The sequence below is a fragment of the Citrobacter sp. MGH100 genome, from assembly GCF_001034465.1.
In the GTDB taxonomy this organism is placed as follows: domain Bacteria; phylum Pseudomonadota; class Gammaproteobacteria; order Enterobacterales; family Enterobacteriaceae; genus Citrobacter; species Citrobacter youngae.
The window spans coordinates 1,351,123-1,375,581 of the sequence record NZ_KQ089800.1 but is presented as its reverse complement, the minus strand read 5'-3'; the positions used below and the strand labels follow the sequence as shown (position 1 = coordinate 1,375,581).

Genomic DNA, 24,459 nt, shown 5'->3' with positions numbered 1-24,459 from the left:
CATTTGGACATCCATACTGCTAAACAGCCAAAAGCACTAGCAGGATAACAATAAGCAGCAGCGGATACCCAAACGACATGATTGTCCTGAAAAATATTTCGAAAGTGTTTACGCCAGGCAGGCTTTCTATTACCGCTGTCGATGATGTCAACCTGACGGTTGAGCAGGGGCAGATTTACGGGATCATTGGTTACAGCGGGGCGGGAAAAAGCACCTTAATACGTTTGCTCAATGGTCTGGAAAAACCGTCCTCCGGTAGCGTGACGATTAACGGCCAGGATATTTCCGCCGCCCGCGGGGAATCGTTGCGTCAGGCACGGTTGAAAATCAGCATGGTGTTTCAGCACTTTAATTTACTGTGGTCACGCACCGTCAGTGAAAATATCGCTTTCTCTATGCAAATTGCCGGTGCGCCGAAAGCGATGATTAAGGCGCGAGTGGCCGAGCTGATTACCCTTGTCGGTCTGAGCGGTCGCGAAAATGCGTATCCATCGCAGCTCAGTGGCGGCCAAAAGCAGCGCGTAGGGATCGCCCGCGCGCTGGCGAATAATCCTGATGTACTGCTCTGTGACGAGGCTACGTCAGCCCTGGATCCGCAAACTACCGATCAGATTCTGGAGTTACTGCTCGATATTAACCGTCGCTTCAAATTAACCATCGTGCTGATCACCCATGAAATGCACGTGGTACGCAAGATCTGCGATCGCGTCGCGGTAATGGAAAACGGCAGGGTGGTTGAAGAGGGCGATGTACTTACTGTCTTTACCCATCCACAGCAACCGATCACCCGACAGTTCGTTCGTCAGGTGAGTCAATATGCCGAGGAAGACGAATTCAACCCGCAGCTGGCCAGCGAACTTGGCGGCGTGGTGATCAGGCTTACGTTTACCGGGCAACGTACGCATCGGCCAGTGGTTGGCGAATTGACCTTACGCTATGGCCTGCCGTTTAACATTTTGCACGGCAAGATGACGCAAACCGCGCACGGTGTGTTTGGTCAGCTCTGGGTGCACGTTGTGGCCTCTGAGGAACAATTGAACAATATTTTGGCCGACCTGCGCCAGAGCGACATTGAAGGCGAGGTGATTCAACATGCCTGAAGATCTGTTTCCCCATCTGAAGTGGGACCAACTGCTGGCAGCGACCCAGGAAACTCTCTATATGACGGCACTTTCTGGCGCGGCAACGTTTGTCCTTGGGATTGCACTCGGGCTGGCGCTATTCCTGACCGCTCGCGGTGGACTATTCCAGAACCGCGCCTTGTATAGCGCGATCTCGCTGGTGGTCAATATTTTCCGCTCGATCCCGTTCATCATTCTGATCGTATTGCTAATACCGTTTACCAAAACGATCGTTGGCACCATTCTCGGCGCCAATGCCGCGTTGCCCGCGTTGATTGTGGGGGCTGCACCTTTTTACGCACGCCTGGTCGAAATCGCCCTGCGTGAAGTCGATAAAGGCGTTATTGAAGCGACGCGCTCGATGGGCGCACGTCTGACGACGCTTGTTTTTCGGGTTTTACTGCCGGAATCCTCACCCGCTCTGGTGTCCGGGATCACCGTGACGCTGATTGCACTGGTTAGCTACAGCGCGATGGCGGGGGTGATTGGTGCCGGTGGTTTAGGGAACCTGGCTTATCTGGAAGGATTCCAGCGCAACCACAGCGACGTCACGCTGGTGGCGACGGTAACGATTCTGCTCATCGTCTTCATCATTCAGCTTTGCGGCGATGTGATCACCTCTCTGTTAGATAAACGCTAATAAAATACGGAAACCATCATCATGAAAAAATCACTGACATTACTCGCAGCTGCAACCTTAAGCGCCCTGAGCTTTGCCTCGTGGGCAGATACGCTGACCGTTGGCGCGTCCAACGTGCCGCATGCAGAGATCCTCGAGCAGGCTAAGCCTATACTGGCGAAGCAAGGGATAGACCTGGAGATTAAACCATTCCAGGACTACATTCTGCCGAACACCGCGCTGGCGGGTCGTGAGATTGACGCTAACTACTTCCAGCATATCCCGTACCTGAATAGCGTGATTAAAGATCATGCTGGCGACAAATCCTATGATTTCGTCAGCGCAGGGGCGATTCATATTGAGCCGATTGGTATCTATTCGAAAAAGGTGAAGTCACTGAAGGATCTGCCGGAAGGTGGCAAGGTGATCATGCGTGATGCGGTATCTGAAGAAGGTCGTATTCTGTCGATTTTTGAAAAAGAGGGCGTGATCAAGCTGAAGCCGGGTGTGGATAAAGTGACGGCGCGCATTAGCGACATCGTAGAGAACCCGAAAAAGTTGAAGTTCTTACCTAACGTGGAAGCGGCGCTGTTACCGCAGATGTATAACAATGAAGAAGGGGATGCGGTGGTGATTAACGCCAACTACGCAATCGACGCCGGACTGGATCCAGTGAAAGATCCGATTGCCGTAGAAAGCGGTGAAAACAACCCGTATGCCAATATCATTACCGTGCATCGCGGTGACGAGAAGAAAAAGGATATCGTGGCGCTGGTTGATGTGCTGCACTCCAAAGAGATCCAGGACTGGATCCGTACCAAATATAAAGGCGCGGTGATCCCGGTTAATAACTGATCCGCTTTTTGCTGAGTGGCGTATGAACGGTAACACATTGATGATGTCAACGATTGGTGTGTTGACCAGTTCATACCAGATGGACCGGAACGCTGATGTCTATCGATCCGGTTAACCATATGGCTGGATAGTTGATCAGATATATGGGGCATTGAAATAAAAACTATAAAGGGACTCTGATGGAGTCCCTTTATTTATTCAAGTATGCCATTATCACCAATGCAATAAATGAAATTGCTACGGATATATTAAAATAATGAGTTATCACATAAATTCTTGTTAATTTTTTCGGTAATGATTTTATAAACTTCACATCGCAAGGGTTGGAACTATCTAAGGCCTTTTTATTGAGTATCAAGGGGCTTGTGATAAAATTCGTTTTTATATTATAACCAGTTAAAAAAAATGGTGATGATTTATAAAATAGTATGGTGTTAAATGGCAATTCGCCAAATTCTTTCTTATATAAACCACATATTACATAAAAATTCTTATTGCCAATAAACATTAATATATACATGATTATGACACTGAAAACAACTATTCCAGTTAAAATTAATATGATTAATCCATTGTTAGTCATATACTTCCTTATTATTTAACCATGGCAGAGGAAGCTAATTAATTGCTTCTGATTGGGTATTAATTAGTAGTGTTATATATTGATTCACCTATAAATGTCCCTCCTTCTTCGCCAGCCTTACCAACTCCAAATGATGTTATTGCTGGTACAACAATTTGGCAAGCTAAAGCTCCCACGCCTCCCTCTGTAGCACTTATAGCAGCCAGTACAATTGAACAGACGGCTGTCGATGTTCGTTTAATGGCAAAGTTAAATGCTACCGGAGCAGCTAACCCGCCAGTAAATTTACCAATTTCAGTGTAAGCCGTTTTTTCACAATCTCTACCAATTGTACAGGCATCATAAATAGAATTAGCACCATTCAATGCTGACAAGACAATACCAACTTTATTGAATGTTTTCATCAACTTTACCAGTTTTGCTGATTTTTCTATATAAGTTGCGTAACCTTCAATATCGTCAACCCCGGTCTGATTCCATTTATGAATAATAGACGATGACGACAATCTCAGTGCTTTTTTATATCATCATACTGAGCAAGACCAATATGCTCTCTAAATATTTTTAAAAATATCCCATCCAGCTTTTTGAATAATCGCATACGTTCTACAAAAAATTGCTCGCCAATTAACATACCACGCGTTGCATATTGATTTTTATATGCATCCTGAATTTGCTTTAACGTACTTTCAATTTCACCAAAATATTTTTCTGACATATCACTAAGAATACCACCATAGTCAGAACCATATGAAGTAAACATGTCTATTGCATGTCTGTTTTGATACAAAAACCTTGCTTCATCTAATGTTAATGGTTCCAGCGCATTATCAATTTTATCTCTGGCTTTCTCGATATGTTTGATTTGATCTGCATCCTGTTTTTCTGGATCTGCAATAATTAAAATTGAACCCGGTTTTTTCTTCATGTCTGGATTTAATTTTTTATATAGTTCGCGCGTTCCCTCTGGCGGATTAATAAAAATATAAGGTTCATATGATGATGGTGTGGCCCCGTAAGGTAATACGCAAAATCCAGCATCTACAGGTTCGCGTGACGGTTCATCTTCATCTTCATCTTCTTCTACTGGACAGGATGGCCCCGGTCTCATAGTTAGCGGGGGTGGTGCGTTCTGTGGCGCTACAGACGCTACTCTGGTTACTGGTTGAGGAGCGGAGACAATTTTGCTTTCGTAATCGTATGACGCATAAATATACGAGTTAATAAATCGACATCTACACAAGCATGTTCCAACACTATGCGCAGTTCCGGCAGCACTTCTGCCATGAATAAAGTAACCAGGTTGTCCCCCCACTATTTGGTAAAGTTGTTTATCTGAGCCACATATATAGTGATCACCTTCACAAGCGGTTGGTTGCCCATTAATAATATGATTTGCACAACCAGTAACAATAGTTCCTCCACACGTTGTTTTATCGCCAACGATTAAAAAATATGCGCGTCCCATTTGCGTACTCCTTATTTTATTAAATTTAAATTCTCTGGGTTACAAAAAATCCATGAGTTTTCCCAGGTTGCCATATAAACACAATCATCTATTCTACTGGACTCCTTTAGTTTTATTCTATTGTATGCAATTAAACTTTGTTCTTTCAAATAATCAATATCATAACTACACAGTGATTTAGTATGATTTATGAAATCAGGAAATCTTTTTCTCCATATTTTACAAAACTCATCTGTTATCTTTTGAGGAATTTGTAATATTGGATGTTCGCTATCCTCAGTTATAATTCCAGGGTTATATTTGGCTGGGATTGTTACTTGAGCTAAATGATAATTTGAACTAATAATTTCATGCTCTTTATTAGCCCACAATCCGGCATGTAATAACAAATAATAATCGTCGGTTTTTTTAATCTGCTGATTATTCATCATCATTTCTTTAATATTGAAATCATCTAATGGATATACATCCCATTTTTCATTAAACCTCTGTGCTAAATATGTTGAATAAAATGCCGCGTCCATTTTTGAATAAAATATAGAAATGCCTTCAATATTCTTATCGTATTTTCGCCATAACGGCTCTAACATCTTTTCATTCTTATGTGTAGTCTTATTATGTATTCCAGTGATCCGACCTAAAACCCATAATTCATGCTCGCTTATGTACTGACAAACTTCTCTATTGCTTTGATAGAAATACATTTCAGAAACTTACTCATCGGTTAAAAGAACAATGAAAAACTAATTTTTATATCAATTATGTGATTCCTGTAGCATAAAACATAAAAAAGCCTGAATCTTTTTTTGAATAATTCAGGCTTTCAATAATTAATTTAATTAAATTTTATTTATGAATGCGTTATAATTTTTTTCCGATGCTTTTATTAACATGATTAACGATTTATACGCTCAATTCTCGCTGGCAACCCCTGACGCACAGCGGCTCCTGAAACCCAATCCAGCCAGGTGTTGGCAACCTTTCGTGTCGGATCCGCAAAGCCCAGATCGTTGATATTGATTCCCGACTTTATCTTTTTATCAAATGGCATCGGCTCACCGTCGAGCGTATGCTGCGCAGCGCCCATCTCTTTATGTCCATAGCCATGCTCAATTGCGATTACCCCAGGCATCACGCCCTGCAGTAAGCTGATTTGCGCTTCAACCTGCCCGCCCGGCGTGGTGATGCGAACGGTATCGCCGTGAGATAAACCATAGCGCTTGCCGTCCTGCGGGTTAAGCGCCACCAGATTAACCGGCTTCAGATGATGCAGGCGCGGGATCACGGCCGACGCGCTGGACATGGTATTCGATTTAAAGGAAATCAGTTTCAACGGCCACTCTTGTTCCGGGAACAACTCCTCAACCGCACGTCCATCAGAGAGGCGCGAAGGATACCACGCCGGACAGCCGCTGTAGCGCTCGCCGGTAATCGCATGACGGTGTGCAGCGACATCCGCATTCCATATTTGCAGCGGTTTTTCCCACGCATTGCCGACGCGGTTATCGACCCGACCACTGTTATCTGGCGCAAAACGGCCACCGCGCGAATAGATAAACGCCACGCGACTCACCTCATCGGTTTTTAACGTTTGGGTCATCACCGGCAAGATTCGTTGCACCCCGGTCAGCGCGATATCCTCTTCCCGTGCCTCCGCCACAGGCGTTTTGCCCATAAAAGCAATGTTGGCGGCCAGCCGCAGATAATAATCTTCGGCGCGGTTGAGCGGATACTGATTGCCCTGCGGGTCGGCAATGGCATTGTCACCAAAGCCGGGGAGACCAATGAGTTTTGCCACCGCGATGCAGAAAGCCTCCATTGAGACTGGTTGACCGTCAGCGGTCTGGCGGGTAGCTGGCCTGACCACGGGCCAGCGGGCGGTGGTGGCTTTACTGGCGACACCGGCCCATGGGGCGCTGAATCCCCAGCTTTCAAAGTTATGCGTGTCCGGTACGATGTAATCCGCCAGCGCGGTTGTTTCGTTCATGAACGCATCAATCGCGATAAACAGCGGCAAACGTGCAGGATCTTTTAGCTTTTCTTCTGCCACACCGCGTAAGCCCGCAATCCCATAAAACGGGTTGGTCATGTTGGAGATCCAGGCCTTTAGCGGATACGGATAACCTTCCAGTGCTGAAACCAGCAATTCGGTAAGCTGGCCTGCGACAAACGGATACCAGGGCGCTTTGGCCGGGAAGGGCGATTGCCCGGCGGCGACTTTGTTGCGGTACTCTTCGGAAGATTCATAGGCTGTCTTGCTGCGGGCGATGCTCAGACCTTTAGGTTTCACCTTCCCGGCAAAACTGTCCATATTGTAGCGCGGGCCGTCAGTTGCGCCGTTGAACTTACCGCCGCCGACGAACACGCCGCCTTCGAGGCTCAGGTTCCCGATCAACGCATTGAGCATCATTACCGACCAGGCATTATAAAAACCGTTACCCGCCATCATCCCACCGTGCGTGATCACTGCTGCTTTTCGTCCGTGACGGGTGAAAGCATCGGCCAGCGCGCCAATGTCTGCCTCAGAAACACCACACTGCTGGCTGTATTGCGCCATTGACAGTTTCTCAGCGGATTCTTTCAGACACTGGAAGCCACTTTTTACCGTGACCGTTTGCCCCCCGGCCAGCGTGACTTCACGGGAGATGAACAGTTGGGCACGTTGGCAACTGCTGGCGGCGACGATCTCTCCGGCTTCGTTAATGACTGTTGGTTCGTTGGCGGCGTCTGCGCGTAAATGCGCCAGCGTTAAATGCTGACCGGCGAGCGTTGGAATTTCATCGGTAATGACCAGATGGGTGGCGTTGGTCCAGCTTTTTTCCCCGGCCTGCTTCATGGCCTGTACGTCTGGAATAGCCAGGTAATCAGCGTTATAGCGCTGCTTTTCAATTATCCAGCGGATCATCCCCATCGCCAGAGCGGAGTCCGTCCCTGGGCGTACGGGCTGCCAGTGCCCACGATCGTCGGCAAGCACTGTCGTTAGCGGTAGGGCTGGTGCAACCACAACATAGCGGAAGTCATCACGTAAACGGGCACTGGCGAGTTGCCGTGCCTGGCGTTTAAACGGGTTGCCGGATTGTGCTGGAGACGTCCCCATAAACAACGCAAATTCGACATTATCCCAGTCGGGTTTTACGTGGGTATTTTTATCAAGATCGCCCATCAACGCGCCAGATCCGGCACGATAGGCCAGACCACAGTATGCGCCATGGGCACCGAAGTTTTTGCTGCCGAAACTGTTCAGGGCAAAGCGACGCAAAAATGTATCACGTCCTTCATCACTGGTATTGGTGACCAGTAGCTGATTGGATTTTGGGCCGAAACCGGGGTGTCGGGCATCAATCGGCGTATCAGGATCGTGGATCGCCCGCAGACCGTCAACGTGGCCTTCGCCAAACAGATCGCCGCCTTCCACCACTTCTTTGATCAGTTGCTCAAAGCTGATGCGCTGCCATTTGCCTTCCCCACGTTTACCCACGCGTTTCATTGGCTCCAGAATACGCAGTGGGCTGTACAGGCCTTCAAGTAACGTTGCACCGCGAGCGCAAGCGGTGGAGCGGGCATCAAGGCCGGTTTCGCCCGCCAGTTGTTCCATCGCGGCGGCAAAGGGAACAGAGGAGTCAATGTGGTGTTCGTGAGATAGCGGATGGTACGGGTTGCCCGCAATACGCAACACTTTGCCTTGTTCGTTATCAACACGGACACGCACGCCACATTGCGTCCAGCAGCCGAAACACTGCGTCATGGAGATCACCTGTTGCGGGTTCTGTTGCCAGCGCGTTTGGGCATGTGCTTCGGGGATGAGTGCATTACCAAAGATACGGTCACGGGTTATTTTTCCTGATGTTCCGTCAAGCAAACCATCAATCGCACGCTTTGCCACGTCCCGATAACTCAGGCCGAAGGTCACCATGCCCCCGACGGCTAGACCAACTTTAAGCCACTGACGACGAGTTAAATTAGCCATGTTGCATTCTCCTTGCGATCGCGTTCAGGGCTTCACGAACCATAATGATCAGTGCGACCCACAGGCCAAAAGTGCCAAGAATAGCCAGCCAGCCATCTGTGCCACCGGGCAGGATATAGGGATTAAACTGGGCGTTAAATTTCGGTACGGTCTGTACCTGAATGAGTAATGTCCAGCGCATTAGCCAGCACAATGCCATTGCACTTATTGCCAGCGAAATACGTAATGGCAGTGATAACGGATGGCGTAACACCAGGGCGCAAACGCCCAGTGAGGTAACCCAAAGTGCAATCCAGCCGATGGCGTAATGTCGCGCGGAAGCCGCCACATCCAGCCACTGGCGAATTGCTGACCCCGATAGCGTGTTGCCACTAGCCCATATCACCACCACGATAGCCAGCGCGCACAGCGTGGCTATCTGTCCCCATGCCAGTTTGCGCGGTAATGTTGTCCCTGCGTTTTTCACCGTGGCGATAAGCAGGGCAAGGAACGTTTGCAGGGCACTGAGGAACATCGCTACCGGGAAGGCGTAGCTGAACCAGATCGGACGCGCCTCGACAATCGAGACCTCGCGACCTGTATAGACCAACAGTCCAATCGCCGATAGCGCACTTCCCACGGCCAACCATTTAGTGACGCTGTAACTTTTTGCGGTTAATCGCTTAACCTGTTGTGCGATAAACCACAGCCCTAAAAACCCGGTGAACAGCGGTAAAAACAGCGCGCCCCACGGCATCCACGACCATGGCGTAGGAAAGGCGTAGAAATGCCAGACACGAGCGGTCTGGTGTAAATCAGCGGTCAGCGCCAGCGGCGCGGTAATCGCGCAGGTCAGGGCGATTAACAGCGTCAGGTTTTCCAGTTCCGGCGTCTCTTGTTTGCGCCAGTGAAGCGCACAGGCAAACAGTGCGGCGCAGGCGGCAATGCCGATAAAAAAGAAATATTGCACAGCCCAGGGTAACCAGCTTACGTCCTGTGGATGCGTCAGAACCTCTTCGATAATCAAGGTAGGGTTCATTTAAACCTCCTGCCAGAGCGCGGGCTGGGCACGCCCCATTAATGGTGTCACAAAGGCCTCATCCAGGCCCAGATAGAACACGTGCGGCGAGGTGCCACTTTCCGGTTTCAGGACCTTGATGGCGTCATGATGTTGTTGCAGCATTTGAGAAATCCGGCTGTGTGGATCCTTGATATCACCGATGATGCGCGCGCCGCCAACACACGACTCTACGCAGGCCGGGAGCAGGCCTGCTTCCAGTCGATGAACGCAAAAAGTGCATTTATCGGCGGTTTGCGTTTCATGGTTGATAAACCGTGCATCGTATGGGCAGGCCTGCACACAGTAGGCGCAGCCAACACAGCGTGTGTTGTCGACAACCACAATGCCATCTTCGCGCTGGAAGGTGGCCTGCACCGGACACACCGGCACGCAAGGGGGGTTATCACAATGGTTGCACAGGCGCGGCAGCAGGACGTTGGTGACGCTTTGCTGGCCTTCAAGTTGCACCTGATACTGATTAACGTTGGTACGAAACTCACCTTGCGGCGTCTGGTTTTCAATCGCGCAACTCACGGTGCAGGCCTGGCAGCCGATACATCGACGCAGATCGACCAGCATGCCGTAGCGATGCTGGGGCGATCCTTCATGCCGTTCAGGCGAAAAGGGAAACTGGGCCTGTGCGAGGGGAACCAGTGATGCGCCAGCGGTCAGGACGCCCAGTTGCTGGAGAAACTGCCGTTTACTGCTGTCCATATTTTCTCCCGTTACGATGCAACAACGAAACATTGGTCACGCCGTTGATTTGCGTGTGATGAATAAAGAATCTCAATGATTTACAGTGTAAAAATCGTGGTGGGGGCAGCTCTATTGTGGTTAACCACATACCCGGCTTGTTGTTGATCTAAAACAACATAATTGACAGGGATAATTCAGTGGGATGTAACGTCGTTCGATGTCTGACGCTATTGGCCTCCGTGTGGATGCTCGGCAGCGTGGCGTGGGCAGGTTCGTGGAATGTGGGTATTTTGGCGATGCGTGGCGAGGTCTCTACACGTGCCCACTGGCAACCGCTGGAAACCCTGTTAAATCAGCAAATTCCGGGTGAACAGTTTCATATTCAACCGCTGGATCTGCAGCAGATGCAGGAGGCGGTTAACCGTGGAACCGTCCAGTTTGTGGTCACCAATCCGGCGCAATTCGTGCAGTTAAACAGCCATGCAGCGCTTCGCTGGCTGGCATCATTACGCTCCACTCGTGGCGGAAAGGCAACCAGCAACGTGATTGGCAGTGCGGTCCTCGTCAGGCGCGACAGTGGGATTGTGAATGCACATGATCTGATTGGTAAAACGGTAGGTGCCATTGATGCTCAGGCATTTGGCGGTTATTTGCTGGGATACAAAGCGCTCAGCGATGCGGGATTGCGCCCTGAACGTGATTTACATCTGACGTTTACCGGCTTTCCTGCCGATGCCTTGCTGTATTTATTACGTGAAAAAGCGGTTCAGGCGGTGATTGTGCCCGTGTGTCTGCTGGAAAAAATGGATGAAGAAGGGCTAATCCGCAAAGCGGACTTTAGGGCCGTGATTAGCTATCCAACGTCAATTCCTTGCGTAACCAGCACGCCGCTCTATCCTGACTGGTCGTTTGCTGCCTTGCCCGCGGTCAGTGATGAACTGGCCGATCGTGTCACGCGGGTACTGTTTAACGCGCCACAAAACGCTGTCTTTCGTTGGGGCGCGCCGGCCTCAACCCGCGAAGTAGAAGCTTTGCTGCGCGATGTCCGCCAGCACCCACAGCAGCGCCAATTGTGGCTGGATGTCAAAAGCTGGTTTATTCAACATCGTCTGGCCATGGGGGCGGCGGGTATCGTCCTGTTGTTGCTGACGCTGAATTACATCTGGGTCATGCTGCTGGTCCGCCGACGTGGAAGACTGCTTGAGCGTAATAATGTGCTGTTGCGTAAACAGGAACAGGCGCTGGAAACCGCGCGTCAAATGAGCGTGCTGGGCGAGATGACGTCCGGATTCGCTCATGAACTTAACCAGCCGCTTTCGGCTATCCGCCACTATGCACAGGGTTGTCTGATTCGTCTGCGCGGCCAGGATCAGCAGCATCCGTTGTTACCCGCCCTTGAACAGATTGACGAGCAGGCGCAGCGGGGCGCCGATACGCTACGCAATTTACGTCAGTGGGTCAGTCAGGCGCAGGGAAATCCGGTGATGACTGACGACTGGGAGCCCATTAACATTCATGATGCGATCCATCATGTCTGGCAGTTATTACGCATGGCACAGCAATTCCCGACGGTAGCGTTACAAACGCAGGTCGATAATTCGCTCACGGTTACACTGCCGACCGTTTTGCTGGAGCAGGTTCTGGCTAATCTGGTACTAAACGCGGCCCAGGCGGGGGCAAAAACGGTGTGGTTCTCAGCGTGCAGTGAGGAGCATGGTGTGCGTATCCTGGTGCAGGATAACGCCGGAGGGATCGACGATGCGCAGTTATATCAGGCATTCCAGCCCTTTATGACCACCCGCAAGGAAGGGATGGGACTCGGGCTGGCCATTTGTCAGCGACTGGTTCGCTATGCAAATGGCGACATTAGCATCAAAAATCACCCAGCGTCTGACGGTCTGGCGGGCGTAGCGGTGACATTACATTTTAAGCAAACACAGGAAGGAGGGCGTCGTGGCAATAATTCATCTGTTGGATGACGATGTAGCGGTTACTCAGGCCTGTGCATTTTTACTGGAAAGTATGGGGTATGAGGTACGCTGCTGGGAGCAGGGTAAAACATTTTTGGCTCAGGCCGATCTGCATCAGGTCGGCGTATTACTGCTGGATATGCGCATGCCGGTACTGGATGGACATGCCGTGCATGAAGCAATGCGTCAGCGCGAGAGCACCCTGGCGGTGGTATTTCTTACCGGGCATGGTGATGTGCCCATGGCGGTTGAACAAATGAAGCGCGGAGCCGTCGATTTCTTACAGAAGCCGGTTTCAGCCGCGCCGCTACAGGCTGCGCTGGAAAATGCTGTGCAGGCCTCGGTAGCGGCTTTTTCGCGACAGGAAATCGTTGCTTGCTATCAGCAACTTACCCCGAAGGAGCGAGAACTGGCGAATCTGGTTGCAAAGGGGTTGATAAATCGGGAAATCGCCGATGCCATGAATATTGCCGTTCGCACGGTTGAAGTGCATCGGGCGCGGGTGATGGAAAAAATGCGGGCCGGAAGCCTCGCCGAGCTGGTAAATCGACTTCAGCGGATCCAGTAAAATTTTGACATTTATTTGATTTTCATTGGATTTTGTCTAATTTGCCAGAGTGATATATGCTGTGGGTTTGAGTTAATGACGAGCGGGTGAATATGGGAAATCAAACCAAAGACGACGAGCTGTACCGCGAGATGTGCAGAGTAGTCGGTAAAGTAGTGCTGGAAATGCGCGATCTGGGGCAAGAGCCTAAGCATATCGTCATTGCTGGCGTACTGAGAACAACCCTCGCCAATCAGCGTGTGAAGCGCAGTGAGTTAGAAAAACAGGCCATGGAGACGGTGATTAAAGCGTTGGCCGGTTAATCCATAAAAGAGGGCGGTAGAATTATTCTGCCGTCCTCTTATTTTATTCTTCGTTATCTTCCAATAAATATAATTTAGTTCGGTCACTAAAATTACGCATTGCGCTATATATTTGATTATATATCGAGTGGTATATAACACAATATTTGTGATTGCACTCCCAAATATTTTCATGCATATGAAATGTTATTTCAATCTCGCTTAATGATAATAAATATCACTCCACATTAATTATTTTCCTTCCGATTTTTAATTGATAACGATCAAGGTTACAGGGGGGGAATAACCACATTATTTATCTGCCTAACCCTAAAGGATTATACCCGAGTTTAGGGTATGGATTGATTCAGTTTAACCACCGTCATCTGTGCGATCAGGTTAGGGCAAAAATTCACGTGTTGTTGGCAACATTTATGGCCGATTTGACCTGATCTGCATTCATTAAAATTAGCCTGGATCTGTTGCTACTACAGCGTTTGCGAAGAGGATGCGAAATAAATGAACCAGGTTGATCGTCCATTTTTAGATTGTGGTTTAACGCGGCTTGAGTTTCTGCGTATATCAGGGAAGGGTCTGGCAGGATTAACGATTGCCCCCGCTCTGCTATCCCTTTTTGGTTGCAAGCAGGAAGATATCGATAGCGGCACCGTCGGACTTATCAATACGCCGAAAGGGGTGCTGGTGACTCAACGAGCCCGCTGTACTGGCTGCCACCGCTGTGAAATTTCCTGTACTAATTATAACGATGGCGCTGTTGGCACCTTCTTTTCCCGCATCAAAATTCATCGTAACTACTTCTTTGGCGATGATGGCGTTGGGTCCGGTGGCGGGTTGTACGGCGATTTAAACTACACCGCAGACACCTGCCGTCAGTGTAAAGATCCCCAGTGCATGAAAGTCTGCCCGATTGGCGCAATTACCTGGAAACAGGAAGACGGTTGCATTGCCGTAGATCATAAACGCTGTATTGGCTGCAGTGCCTGTACCACGGCCTGCCCATGGATGATGGCGACCGTTAATACCGTAACGAAGAAATCCTCAAAATGTGTTTTATGCGGGGAATGCGCTAATGCTTGTCCGACAGGGGCATTAAAAATTATTGAGTGGAAAGATATTACTGTTTGATGGATAGCAGGGCTGCCTGATACGCGTCATTTAATGCCGGAAAATTGCAGTTTTTGAATAAAAGAACTGCCTGAAAGGTGGCGAGTATATCTATCGGACCTTCTTGCAAAGGAAAACATGATGGCTAATGGTTGGACAGGTAATATTTTACGGGTCAATCTCACCACGGGTAATATCACCGTTGAAGATTCCAGTAAATTTAAGAAATTTGTCGGTGGGATGGGCTTTGGCTATAAAATTATGTACGACGAAGTCCAGCCAGGCACCAAACCTTTTGATGAAGGAAATAAGCTGGTTTTCGCGACCGGGCCGCTAACCGGTTCGGGCGCGCCCTGCAGTTCTCGCGTTAATATCACCTCATTATCGACATTTACCAAAGGCAATTTAGTGGTCGATGCCCATATGGGCGGTTTCTTTGCCGCACAAATGAAATTCGCGGGTTACGACGCCATTATTATCGAAGGGAAATCACCTTCTCCGGTCTGGATCAACATCAAAGACGATAAGGTCAGCATCGAAAAAGCGGACTTCATATGGGGTAAGGGTACGCGCGCAACCACTGAAGAAATTTGCCGTATCACCAGCCCGGAAACGTGCGTTGCAGCTATTGGTCAGGCGGGTGAAAACCTTGTTCCGCTTTCCTGCATGATTAATAGCCGTAACCACAGCGGCGGAGCCGGCACTGGTGCAGTCATGGGGTCGAAAAACCTGAAGGCCATTGCGGTAGAAGGGACCCAGGGGGTCAATATTGCCGATCGCAAAGAGATGAAGCGGCTTAATGACTACATGATGACCGAGCTAATCGGCGCCAACAACAACCATGTTGTGCCGAGCACGCCGCAGGCCTGGGCTGAATACTCTTCACCTAATTCGCGCTGGACGGCTCGCAAAGGGTTGTTCTGGGGCGCTGCGGAAGGAGGGCCAATCGAAACGGGGGAAATTCCACCGGGAAACCAGAATACGGTCGGTTTTCGTACCCATAAATCCGTGTTTGATCTCGGCCCGGCCGCTGAGAAGTATACCGTCAAAATGAGTGGCTGCCATTCATGTCCAATTCGCTGTATGTCGCAACTCAATGTTCCCCGTGTGAAAGATTTTGGTGTGCCGAGTACCGGCGGAAATACTTGCGTGGCGAACTTTGTACATACCACTATTTTCCCGAATGGGCCGAAAGATTTCGACGATAAAGACGATGGGCGCGTCGTAGGAAACCTGGTTGGCCTGAACCTGTTTGACGATTATGGCATCTGGTGTAACTACGGGCAGTTGCACCGTGACTTTACTTACTGCTACTCCAAAGGCGTCTTTAAGCGAGTGTTACCTGCGGCAGAGTATGCAGAGATCCGTTGGGATCAACTGGAAGCAGGCGATCCGAACTTTATCAAAGATTTCTACTATCGACTGGCGCATCGCGTGGGTGAACTCAGCCACCTGGCAGATGGTTCCTACGCGATTGCAGAACGCTGGAATCTGGGCGAAGAGTACTGGGGTTACGCGAAGAACAAACTATGGTCGCCGTTTGGTTTCCCTGTTCACCATGCGAACGAAGCCTCGGCGCAGGTGGGGGCGATCACCAACTGTATGTTCAACCGCGACTGTATGACGCATACCCATATCAACTTTATCGGCTCCGGTTTACCGCTGGCGCTACAGCGTGAAGTAGCGGGCGAACTGTTTGGCTCACAGGATGCCTACGATGAAACCAAAAACTATACCCCGATTAATGCCGCCAAAATCAAATACGCCAAATGGACGTTGCTGAAAGTCTGTCTGCACAATGCGGTTACGCTGTGTAACTGGGTCTGGCCAATGACGGTTTCGCCATTGAAGAGTCGAAACTATCGTGGAGACCTCGATCTGGAAGCGAAATTCTTCCAGGCCGTAACGGGGGATGAAACAACTCAGGCGAGTCTGGATTTGGCCGCGGAGCGCATTTTTACCCTGCACCGTGCTTATACAGTCAAGTTGATGCAAACCATGGATATGCGTAATGAGCACGACCTGATCTGCTCCTGGGTGTTTGATAAAGATCCGAAGATCCCAGTCTTTACCGAAGGGACCGACAAGATGGACCGGGAAGATATGCGTCAGTCGCTAACGATGTTCTATCAGGAAATGGGCTGGGACCCGGCGTTGGGCTGCCCAACTCGCGACACCCTTCACCGCCTCGGCCTTGAGGATGTGGCTGCCGACCTGGCTGCACACAATCTGTTGCCGGCGTAAGGAACGCAGATGACGTACGTGAGTAACGACCTGGCCGCTGCAGAGGATGTGCATGGTGATGACGTGGATAGCCAAAAGAGACAGTGGCTGCACGCGTTACACCAGCCTGTCGCACACCAGAGTTCGTCATTAATTCAGGAACCCACCAGTCCGGAGTCGATAGTGGCGGATTTTATCCGCCAGCATTCTGCTTCAGGTCAACCGGTGGCACGCAGCGTGTTTCTGTTGCCACCTTATTCGGTTCCTGAAAGTGACCTGGCTACGCTGCTGGACGCGATGTGTCAGCACGCATCCGACGCAGATATTCTCTGTATCCAGGGGGCAGAGGATACCTACTTCTACTCGACGCAAACCATGACGGCAAACTACGCCGAGATGTGTGTGCAGGTGGTGGAAAATGATATCTGCCGTGCCATTGCAGAAGCGGTACGTTTTGACTGCCAAACGTATCCTCGCCCCTATAAGGTCGCCATGCTGGCGCAGCCGCCATACCACTTTGCACCTGAGCAGGTTACGGCGGCGCTCACGGCAATGGAAACGCATCCTGATTATGCAGACATACGTGCTGTGGAATCGTCGAATGCGGAACCTTATCTGTTTAGCGAGCGCTTTATGAGTTACGGCAAAGCGTATGGCCTGTGCGAATGGCTTGAGGTTGAGCAGTATCAGAACCCCTGAATTTTTCAGGTTGATGTCATGGAACGTGTGGACGATCACTGTCACAGCATTAGAGGATAACCCGATGTCCTTCACCCGACGAAAATTTGTCATTGGCATGGGGACGGTGATTTTTTTCACCGGCCCAGGCCAAAACCTGTTAGCGAGTACGAAGAGTACTAAAAACGTTCGTTATGTCATGATCCACGACGAATCATTGTGCAACGGATGTAATATTTGCGCCCGAGCGTGCAGGAAAACGAATCATGTTCCTGTTCAGGGGAGTCGTTTATCAATAGCCCATATCCCGGTAACGGATAACGATAACGAAACGCTGTATCACTATTTTCGTCAGTCCTGTCAGCATTGTGACGATGCCCCCTGCATTGAGGTGTGTCCGACCGGTGCTTCCTGGCGAGATGAAAACGGGATTGTGCGAGTCGATACCTCTCGTTGTATCGGCTGCAGTTACTGCATTGGCGCATGTCCGTATCAGGTACGCTATCTCAACCCACAAACCAAAGTGGCGGATAAATGCGACTTCTGCGCCGAATCACGTCTGGCGAAAGGTTTCCCGCCAATTTGCGTCAATTCTTGTCCAGAGCACGCGTTGATTTTTGGCCGTGAGGACAGCCCGGAAATTCAGACCTGGTTGCGGGAAAACAAGTACTACGAATATCAACTTGCAGGCGCCGGGAAGCCCCATCTGTATCGTCGGTTCGGTCAACATTTGATTAAAAAGGATAATGTATGAACGCGTCGCAGAATGCCGAACAGTTTCACGCACAGCTTGCGCAGTACGTCCCAATGTTTTCGCCGGATTACTGGCCTGTCTGGTTGGTTTTCGCCGGGTTAATGCTGGTGGGGATGTGGCTGGTGCTGGCACTCCACGCAATGTTGCGCTTTCGTTCAGCGAATAAAGCGTCTGCAGGACACGGAGATAAGGTCTATTTATACTCGAAAGCTGTCCGTTTGTGGCACTGGTCGAATGCGCTGTTATTTCTGTTGCTGCTGGCCAGCGGCCTGCTAAATCATTTCACTGCGGTCAGTGCCCCAGTGATGAAAAGCCTGCTGACTGTGCATGAGGTCTGTGGCTTTTTGCTGCTTGCCTGCTGGATTGGTTTTGTCCTGATTAACCTGATTGGGGGGAACGGGCATCACTATATTATTCAGCGTCAGGGCTGGATCGGCCGGGCGCAGAGGCAGACGCGATTTTACCTGTTTGGCATTATGCAGGGCGAAGCGCATCCATTCCCGGCATCAACGCGTTCGAAATTCAATCCGTTACAGCAGGCGGCGTATGTCGGCGTGATGTACGGTTTGCTGCCGCTACTGCTGATCTCCGGGTTGCTATCCCTGTACCCACAGGCTGTGGGCGATCTGTTCCCTGGCGTACGTTACTGGTTGCTGCAGGCGCACTTTGCGCTGGCTGTCGTGAGCGTGTTTTTCATTTTTGGACATCTTTATCTCTGCACCACAGGACGCACACCGGGCGAAACCTTTAAGTGCATGGTGGATGGCTATCACCGGCATTAAGAGATGATGATTACGCGTGGTGACTTACGGGCCTGGCGCGTCGGGCCCGTGATGTATCGCTGGTTTCTGCGTGCGTTTCCTGAAGGAGGCAGCTATGCGGAGGTGCACCGTGCACTCCAGCAGGAAGGGTATAGTGACTGGGCAGATAGCCTCGTGGAATACGGCTGGTCAAGATGGCAGGATGAAGAGAATTTTGTCCAGCAGGATATCTGTGCGATGGGCCGTGTTGTCTGTCCGCAGACGGCAGACGACAACGGTAAACAATTGGCGAGCGCGGCTGATGGCGACAGTCTCGGTAGCGCGGGCGATAACATTAAAATCGTCAGCGCCGGGTACGCCGCGCAGATTGCCAGTGCAGGTTACAGCGCACGTATTGGCTGCGTGGGTTATAACGCTCATGTTGCCAGCTCCGGTGAGCGTGGCCGTATTGCCATCGCGGGAAACTCCACACGAGTCAGTAGTGTGGGAGGCGGTACACGAATGGCCAACACGGGTATGCGGGTGCGCATCAGTTCGCTGGGTGACAGAAGTCGTATCGCCAGCAGCGGTGATTTAACCCAGATAGCCAGTTTTGGCGCAGAGTCGAAAATCGCCAACTGCGCGGACAACGTGCAGATCATGGCCAACGGAGAAAACACTGTTATTGCCAGTACTGGCGTGGTCGATTCAATAATTCTCGGCCCCGGCGGATGCGCGGCTCTTGCCTATCACGACGGTAAGAGAATGCGCTTTGCGGTGGCTATTGAGGGTGAAAATAACATTCGCGCAGGGGTGAAGTATCGGCTCAACGAAGACCATCAATTTGTGGCATGTTGAGCCGTGTTGCTATTTCAACGCGAACCGACGCTGAGTGATCTTCTCCAGGCTAAAGCACAGCAGGTAATAGACCAGTCCGGTAAAGACAAAAATGGCCGCCGGGTAAATTTGTACCCGGTTGTTAACCTGACCCGCAACCGTCGTGAGTTCAGGCACATTGACGATAAATGCCAGCGACGTGTCCTTGAGTAGCCCGATAAAAATCCCCGTTAGCGAGGGCAGTACGTTGCGCAGAACCTGTGGCAACAGAATTAACCCGAGCGCCTGGAGCGGACGAAACCCCTGAACGATGGCCGCATCATACTGACCGTCTGGCAGCGCAGTGATACCTGCGTACACAGAATGCATCACCGAGGCGGCGGTAAACCAGGCCAATGCCAGCGTGACGGTTATGGCTCCCGGTAAATCACTGCCTGTGAGCATGGGCAACAGATACCACATCCAGAAAATCACGAAGATTAACGGAATACCACGAATAAACTCTGCCCAGATAAACAGCCCCTTACGTATCGCCCCAGGAAAACGCCAGGCACAGCAGGCGAGTGCGATCCCAGCGGGAAGCGCCAGTGCCGCTGCGCCAATCGCCATCAACAGCGTGAGCAGAACGCCCCCCGGTTGCCCCTCTGTGACCCGCCCCCACAGGAGGTAGTCCAGATTGTCGGTAATAACCGAAATATTAGCGATCATGCAGTAGGCTCCTGAAACGGAATATGCGTGTTTTACGTGCCAACGGTTTACCTGCTGCAGACACAGGGCCAAGACGGGTTAACAACATCCCCAGTACAATGCCGGTCAGCAGGTAGAGTGCCGTGCCGACGGCAAAGGCTTCCAACGCATGGGCGTTATAGCTTTCAATTTGCCGTACCTGGTATGTCAGTTCTGCAAAGCCAATGCCGCTGGCCAATGAAGACAGCTTCATCAGATTAAGATATTGCCCCACGATCGGCTGCCAGGCATTTGCCAGCCCCTGAGGGAGCAGGATGTGACGAAACGTCGCCCATGACGAAAACCCCTGTGCTATGGCTGCCTCGCGCTGCCCGCCAGAAACAGCCTGTAAACCGGAGGCGACCTCTTCGACCAGAAAGGCCGAGGTAAAGACACCCAGTCCCCATGCGGAGCAGAGAAACTCCGGCGTTAACCACCAGACATCCCCCGGCAGAATGGACCAGGAGTGTTCCGCATTAATGAAGGTAATCACAATCACGTCGCGAGGAAGGAGATTCCATGCAGCGAAGTACCAGAACATCAGTTGGACGAGTAAAGGAGTATTGCGAAAAACAGAGACCCACACGCTGACCATGGTGGTCGCAAAGCGCTGTCCTGTCAGGCGCAGGCTGAGCAGAAAGATGGCAAACACCGTGGCGAGTACCACGCCGGCTAGCGTGACCCAAAGTGTGGTCAGAAAACCAGAGATTATCCATTGCAGAGGTTGCCCGCTCAGCACCCCCTGCCAGTCCATTGCATGCATTATAACGATGACTCCTGGTGTAACGGGTCGAGCACTTTTTTCAGAAAACGTTGGGTCCTGGGGTGCTGAGGGCGAGTGAAAAACGCCTCAGGAGGTGCGACTTCGAGAATATCGCCGCCATCAATAAACACCACACGATCGGCAATCTCCCTGGCGAAATGCATTTCATGGGTCACGACAATCATGGTAATACCGCTATGAGCCAGACGCTTCATGACCTGCAACACTTCGCCAATCATTTCTGGATCCAGCGCGGAGGTGGGTTCATCAAACAGGATGATTTGCGGCGAGGAGGCCAGCGCGCGGGCGATAGCAACACGTTGTTGCTGCCCGCCGGAAAGTTGGGCGGCATACGCATCGGCTTTCTCAGCTAATCCTACCTGTTCCAGCAGTGCAAGTGCCCGTTGCTCAGCATCCGCTTTTTTCCAACCGTGAACATATTCCAGCGCCAGCGTGATGTTCTGCTGTGCCGTCAGGTGGGTGTAGAGATTGAATTGCTGGAACACGAAACCAATCCGGCTGCGAAGCTGACGCAATGCGGGGCCGCGCAGCTGACCGATTGGTTTGTCATCAATAAAAATATCGCCGCCGCTCAGTGACTCCAGTTGGTTTATCAGGCGAATAAGCGTCGACTTTCCTGAGCCAGAAGGCCCGAGAATGGTGACGACTTCGCCCGGTTCAACCGACAGGCTGACGCCGTTAAGCACGGTATGATTGTCATAGTGTTTTATGACATTACGCAGTTCAACACGCGCCTGGCGCAGATGCGTAAAATCCGCAGCCGAAGCTGCGGGACGATGAAAAAGGCCTGAGAGCATATTACTTCGCTTCTATTTTGAAGGCGCGGGGCTGTGGATTTTTGGTTTGCGGACCAAACCAGACATCATAAATTTTGGCTGCCTGCCCGGTTGACTCGAGCTTTAATAGCTCGTCGTTCACGGCCTTCAACAGCGCAGGTTCACCTTTTTTCACACCCACACCAATTTCTTCTTTGCTCAACAGGTCGGGCAAAATTTTGAAATCTGCTTTATCCGGCGCACCGCCTAACAACCCTGCCAGAATGGTGCTGTCCTGGGTGATCGCCTGGACATTACCATTACGCAGTGCGGTTAATGCCAGCGGAATATCGTCATAGGCCAGCACACGTGATTGTGGAAAACGCTGATGCAACGCCTGCTCACCTGTCGTCCCTTTCACCGCACCGATACGGGCCTTACTGTAGTCATCAAGCTTATCCGGCGATTTTGCCGGAACGAGGAATTGCTGTCCGGTAACGAAGTAAGGGGCGGAAAAATCGATAACCTGTGCACGCTCAGGTGTAATCGTGATATCCGCTACGATTAAATCGGCCTTACCGGACTGCAATAACGGTATACGGTTAGCCGGATTGGTGGCGACCAGTTCCAGTTTAACGCCAAGTGATTTAGCCAGCGCTTCAGCGAAATCAACGTCGTAGCCGACAATTTTATGTGTTTTTGCATCAATAGAGCCGAACGGTGGATTGGCGTCAAAGGTGGCGATTTTTACCACGCCTGCGGCTTTGATATCGGCCAGTTGATCGGCCTGAGCGTATGACGCGGCAATGCCTGACGCCAGCAGGACACTGAGTGCCAGCCATGTTTTTTTTGTGCTGTGAATTGTCGTTGCCATCATTTTCTTTGAATCCCTGTTGTTTTGGTTTGTGCTTTTTACGCTCCCATAACTTGCGGCGGTGACCAAATAAGAAAAAATTCTTATCTATATACAAAATGGTATTAGTGAAAAGGGTGTTAATTGCGGGTGAAAATAATGAAAAACTGAAATGCAAAATAGCGCACAACGTTGGCAAAAATTCGCATTTCATTTTTTACGCATTCTGCGCTGGAATAAGTTGAGCCCAACAGACAGCGGAGGCGGAGAAGATGAACGGGGTTAAATATCTTTGGTTGCGTATAAAGAATCGACATCCACAGACTCCACAACATGGTGCGGAACGAAATCTTCAGCGTGTTGTGGAGTCTGTTCTTCCTGTCGCCAGCCTGTATGGGGTGGATATCGCCAACATTGATCCGGAGTGGTTCCGTGATAAAACAACACGCTGAACTTCGCCTGACGCGCGAAATGTACTGGAATGAAGTGTGCAAAATGAGCAGAAATACTACTGAATCTCAATTCTGATCTGTAACATACATCGAAACAGGTCTGGATTGGGAACAAGCATGCTGCGTGATAATTTTAACGATCTCTATTATCTCATTGTCGTTGCCCGTGAACGCAGTTTTACCCGCGCCGCAGCGAAGTTAGGGGTCTCGCAGTCAGCATTAAGCCATGCCATTCGCGGGCTTGAGGAGCGACTGGATGTCAGATTGCTGACCCGTACCACGCGAAGCGTCGCGCCAACTGAAGCCGGAGAACGGCTTATCAACAGTATCAGTCCGCGTTTCGATGACATTGAGTCGGAGCTACTGGCATTAACCGATATTCGCCAGCGCGTGGCGGGGAATATCCGTCTGACGCTCGGGGAACATGCGTTGCAATCGACCGTCTGGCCTGCACTACAGCCGTTTTTGCAGGCGTATCCTGATGTAAATGTGGAAATGACCATCGACAACAGCCTGACGGATATCGTGACGGGACGCTATGATGCCGGTATCAGGCTTGGCGAGCAGGTGGCCAAAGATATGGTTGCTGTCAGGATCGGTCCCGACTGGCGCATGGTTGTGGTGGGATCCCCCGCCTATTTTGCCCGCCATGGCAAACCGCAAACCCCGCATGATTTACAGAATCATAACTGTATCAATATGCGCATGCCGACCCTGGGCGGGCTGTATGCCTGGGAGTTTGCCAAAAATGGGCAGGATCTCCGCGTGCGGGTAGAAGGGCAGCTTATTTTTAACAATCTTCCACCGCGTATCAGTGCGGCGATTTCGGGCATGGGCCTGGCATTTGTACCGGAAGACACCGTCGAGCAGGCGGTAGCAGAGGGAGCGCTGGAAAAAGTGCTGGAAGACTGGTGTGAACCTTTTCCCGGTTATTACCTGTACTATCCCAGCCGTAGACAACATACCGCAGCCTTTGCACAGCTGATTGAGGCGTTGCGTTATACGGCGTGAAGCGCAGGCTGACTATAAAAAAACCGGCATTGAGCCGGTTCAGAAATTAGATTTTGCAGGCATCGCCGCAGTCGTTATCAGCAATCATTTCCTGCGCTTTTTTGTCCGCATCTTCCAGACGTTCAGCATTACGCTCTTGCGCTTCTTCCAGCCCATCAAAGACCAGATTATCGAGATCAATTTCCATCATTCACCTGCCAGGTTCAGCGTTTAACATCATTCCATTATATTGCAAAAATGTTGCTGAACAGCAGCGATTATTGCTACTAAGCACGTTCTTATACCAGGTCAGCGTATTTTTCCGGCAGCGTATCCCACAGATGGCGGTTCGCTTCCAGCAGCAGACGGTGCTGC

General features: G+C 50.6%; 26 protein-coding genes and 1 pseudogene. 15 read left to right on the top strand and 12 right to left on the bottom strand.

Annotated elements, in window-relative coordinates; genetic code table 11:
• Positions 1–77: 77 nt before the first annotated feature.
• The 4 genes and pseudogenes from SK32_RS06545 to SK32_RS26420 all read left to right on the top strand — a co-directional run.
• Positions 78–1,100, top strand: coding sequence for a methionine ABC transporter ATP-binding protein (locus tag SK32_RS06545; protein WP_048211836.1), 1,023 nt, complete (start codon positions 78–80; stop codon positions 1,098–1,100).
• The gene (locus SK32_RS06540) at positions 1,093–1,761 is read left to right on the top strand and encodes a methionine ABC transporter permease (RefSeq protein WP_048211835.1); all 669 of its coding nucleotides are present in this window, start codon (positions 1,093–1,095) and stop codon (positions 1,759–1,761) included. Before SK32_RS06545 ends, SK32_RS06540 begins: the two co-directional genes overlap by 8 nt.
• Positions 1,762–1,782: 21 nt before the next feature.
• Entirely contained in the window at positions 1,783–2,595 is an 813-nt protein-coding gene (locus tag SK32_RS06535) for a MetQ/NlpA family ABC transporter substrate-binding protein (RefSeq protein ID WP_048211834.1), read from the top strand.
• A 16-nt stretch (positions 2,596–2,611) separates the two neighbouring features.
• A pseudogene (locus tag SK32_RS26420) lies at positions 2,612–2,720 on the top strand (hypothetical protein); the annotation flags it as partial.
• Between the two features lie 65 nt (positions 2,721–2,785).
• Here the strand turns inward: SK32_RS26420 and SK32_RS06530 are convergent.
• The 7 genes from SK32_RS06530 to ttrB all read right to left on the bottom strand — a co-directional run bounded on the left by SK32_RS06530 (position 2,786) and on the right by ttrB (position 10,366).
• A complete protein-coding gene (locus SK32_RS06530; RefSeq protein WP_048211833.1) occupies positions 2,786–3,178 on the bottom strand; it encodes a hypothetical protein in 393 nt (130 codons plus the stop codon).
• Positions 3,179–3,237: 59 nt separating this feature from the next.
• Positions 3,238–3,582, bottom strand: a complete 345-nt coding sequence (locus SK32_RS26415; protein ID WP_053065224.1) for a hypothetical protein — start codon at positions 3,580–3,582, stop codon at positions 3,238–3,240.
• A gap of 104 nt (positions 3,583–3,686) precedes the next feature.
• Positions 3,687–4,646, bottom strand: a complete 960-nt coding sequence (locus SK32_RS24470) for a PAAR domain-containing protein (RefSeq protein ID WP_231591566.1) — start codon at positions 4,644–4,646, stop codon at positions 3,687–3,689.
• Positions 4,647–4,657: 11 nt separating this feature from the next.
• On the bottom strand, positions 4,658–5,236 hold the full coding sequence (locus SK32_RS06520) for a hypothetical protein (RefSeq protein WP_223236937.1): 579 nt from the start codon (positions 5,234–5,236) through the stop codon (positions 4,658–4,660).
• A gap of 305 nt (positions 5,237–5,541) precedes the next feature.
• Positions 5,542–8,613, bottom strand: coding sequence for a tetrathionate reductase subunit TtrA (gene ttrA, locus SK32_RS06515; RefSeq protein WP_048211832.1), 3,072 nt, complete (start codon positions 8,611–8,613; stop codon positions 5,542–5,544).
• Positions 8,606–9,631 carry a tetrathionate reductase subunit TtrC gene (gene ttrC / locus SK32_RS06510; protein ID WP_048211831.1) on the bottom strand — a complete coding sequence of 342 codons (1,026 nt, stop codon included), beginning with the start codon at positions 9,629–9,631 and terminating at the stop codon, positions 8,606–8,608. The genes ttrA and ttrC overlap by 8 nt, the downstream gene beginning before the upstream one ends.
• Entirely contained in the window at positions 9,632–10,366 is a 735-nt protein-coding gene (ttrB, locus tag SK32_RS06505) for a tetrathionate reductase subunit TtrB (RefSeq protein WP_005122827.1), read from the bottom strand. It lies immediately after the preceding gene.
• 227 nt (positions 10,367–10,593) lie between these two features.
• On the opposite strand from ttrB, the gene ttrS reads away from it, so the two are divergent.
• The 9 genes from ttrS to ydhT all read left to right on the top strand — a co-directional run bounded on the left by ttrS (position 10,594) and on the right by ydhT (position 19,545).
• Positions 10,594–12,327, top strand: coding sequence for a tetrathionate respiration histidine kinase TtrS (gene ttrS, locus SK32_RS06500; protein ID WP_086523840.1), 1,734 nt, complete (start codon positions 10,594–10,596; stop codon positions 12,325–12,327).
• A complete protein-coding gene (ttrR, locus tag SK32_RS06495; RefSeq protein ID WP_048211829.1) occupies positions 12,302–12,886 on the top strand; it encodes a tetrathionate respiration response regulator TtrR in 585 nt (194 codons plus the stop codon). The genes ttrS and ttrR overlap by 26 nt, the downstream gene beginning before the upstream one ends.
• Positions 12,887–12,978: 92 nt before the next feature.
• The gene (fumD, locus tag SK32_RS06490; RefSeq protein ID WP_040233753.1) at positions 12,979–13,188 is read left to right on the top strand and encodes a fumarate hydratase FumD; all 210 of its coding nucleotides are present in this window, start codon (positions 12,979–12,981) and stop codon (positions 13,186–13,188) included.
• Positions 13,189–13,686: 498 nt separating this feature from the next.
• The gene (locus SK32_RS06485) at positions 13,687–14,313 is read left to right on the top strand and encodes a ferredoxin-like protein (RefSeq protein WP_048211828.1); all 627 of its coding nucleotides are present in this window, start codon (positions 13,687–13,689) and stop codon (positions 14,311–14,313) included.
• A gap of 120 nt (positions 14,314–14,433) precedes the next feature.
• On the top strand, positions 14,434–16,536 hold the full coding sequence (locus SK32_RS06480) for an aldehyde ferredoxin oxidoreductase (protein ID WP_048211827.1): 2,103 nt from the start codon (positions 14,434–14,436) through the stop codon (positions 16,534–16,536).
• 9 nt (positions 16,537–16,545) lie between these two features.
• Positions 16,546–17,214 carry a YdhW family putative oxidoreductase system protein gene (locus SK32_RS06475; RefSeq protein WP_048211826.1) on the top strand — a complete coding sequence of 223 codons (669 nt, stop codon included), beginning with the start codon at positions 16,546–16,548 and terminating at the stop codon, positions 17,212–17,214.
• Positions 17,215–17,278: 64 nt separating this feature from the next.
• Entirely contained in the window at positions 17,279–17,947 is a 669-nt protein-coding gene (locus tag SK32_RS06470) for a 4Fe-4S dicluster domain-containing protein (RefSeq protein ID WP_048211825.1), read from the top strand.
• Positions 17,944–18,729: a thiosulfate reductase cytochrome B subunit gene (phsC, locus tag SK32_RS06465; RefSeq protein ID WP_048211824.1), complete on the top strand. Its 786-nt coding sequence runs from the start codon at positions 17,944–17,946 to the stop codon at positions 18,727–18,729. The genes SK32_RS06470 and phsC overlap by 4 nt, the downstream gene beginning before the upstream one ends.
• A gap of 3 nt (positions 18,730–18,732) precedes the next feature.
• A complete protein-coding gene (ydhT, locus tag SK32_RS06460) occupies positions 18,733–19,545 on the top strand; it encodes a protein YdhT (protein ID WP_048211823.1) in 813 nt (270 codons plus the stop codon).
• 9 nt (positions 19,546–19,554) lie between these two features.
• Here ydhT and SK32_RS06455 read toward each other — a convergent pair whose 3' ends face one another.
• The 4 genes from SK32_RS06455 to SK32_RS06440 are packed head-to-tail and all read right to left on the bottom strand — an operon-like array spanning position 19,555 to position 22,666.
• Positions 19,555–20,232 carry an ABC transporter permease subunit gene (locus SK32_RS06455; RefSeq protein WP_048211822.1) on the bottom strand — a complete coding sequence of 226 codons (678 nt, stop codon included), beginning with the start codon at positions 20,230–20,232 and terminating at the stop codon, positions 19,555–19,557.
• The gene (locus tag SK32_RS06450) at positions 20,222–21,013 is read right to left on the bottom strand and encodes an amino acid ABC transporter permease (RefSeq protein WP_048211821.1); all 792 of its coding nucleotides are present in this window, start codon (positions 21,011–21,013) and stop codon (positions 20,222–20,224) included. Before SK32_RS06450 ends, SK32_RS06455 begins: the two co-directional genes overlap by 11 nt.
• Entirely contained in the window at positions 21,013–21,831 is an 819-nt protein-coding gene (locus SK32_RS06445; protein WP_048211820.1) for an amino acid ABC transporter ATP-binding protein, read from the bottom strand. Before SK32_RS06445 ends, SK32_RS06450 begins: the two co-directional genes overlap by 1 nt.
• Before the next feature lies 1 nt (position 21,832).
• Positions 21,833–22,666, bottom strand: coding sequence for an ABC transporter substrate-binding protein (locus tag SK32_RS06440; RefSeq protein WP_048211819.1), 834 nt, complete (start codon positions 22,664–22,666; stop codon positions 21,833–21,835).
• A gap of 248 nt (positions 22,667–22,914) precedes the next feature.
• Here SK32_RS06440 and SK32_RS24465 point away from each other — a divergent pair, with 248 nt between their 5' ends.
• Complete coding sequence (locus SK32_RS24465; protein WP_075551381.1) at positions 22,915–23,094, top strand: hypothetical protein; 180 nt, start codon at positions 22,915–22,917, stop codon at positions 23,092–23,094.
• A gap of 117 nt (positions 23,095–23,211) precedes the next feature.
• Positions 23,212–24,105 carry a LysR family transcriptional regulator gene (locus tag SK32_RS06435; RefSeq protein ID WP_048211818.1) on the top strand — a complete coding sequence of 298 codons (894 nt, stop codon included), beginning with the start codon at positions 23,212–23,214 and terminating at the stop codon, positions 24,103–24,105.
• A 46-nt stretch (positions 24,106–24,151) separates the two neighbouring features.
• On the opposite strand, the gene SK32_RS25975 is transcribed toward SK32_RS06435, so the two are convergent.
• On the bottom strand, positions 24,152–24,292 hold the full coding sequence (locus tag SK32_RS25975; RefSeq protein WP_086523654.1) for a hypothetical protein: 141 nt from the start codon (positions 24,290–24,292) through the stop codon (positions 24,152–24,154).
• Between the last annotated feature and the right edge of the window lie 167 nt (positions 24,293–24,459).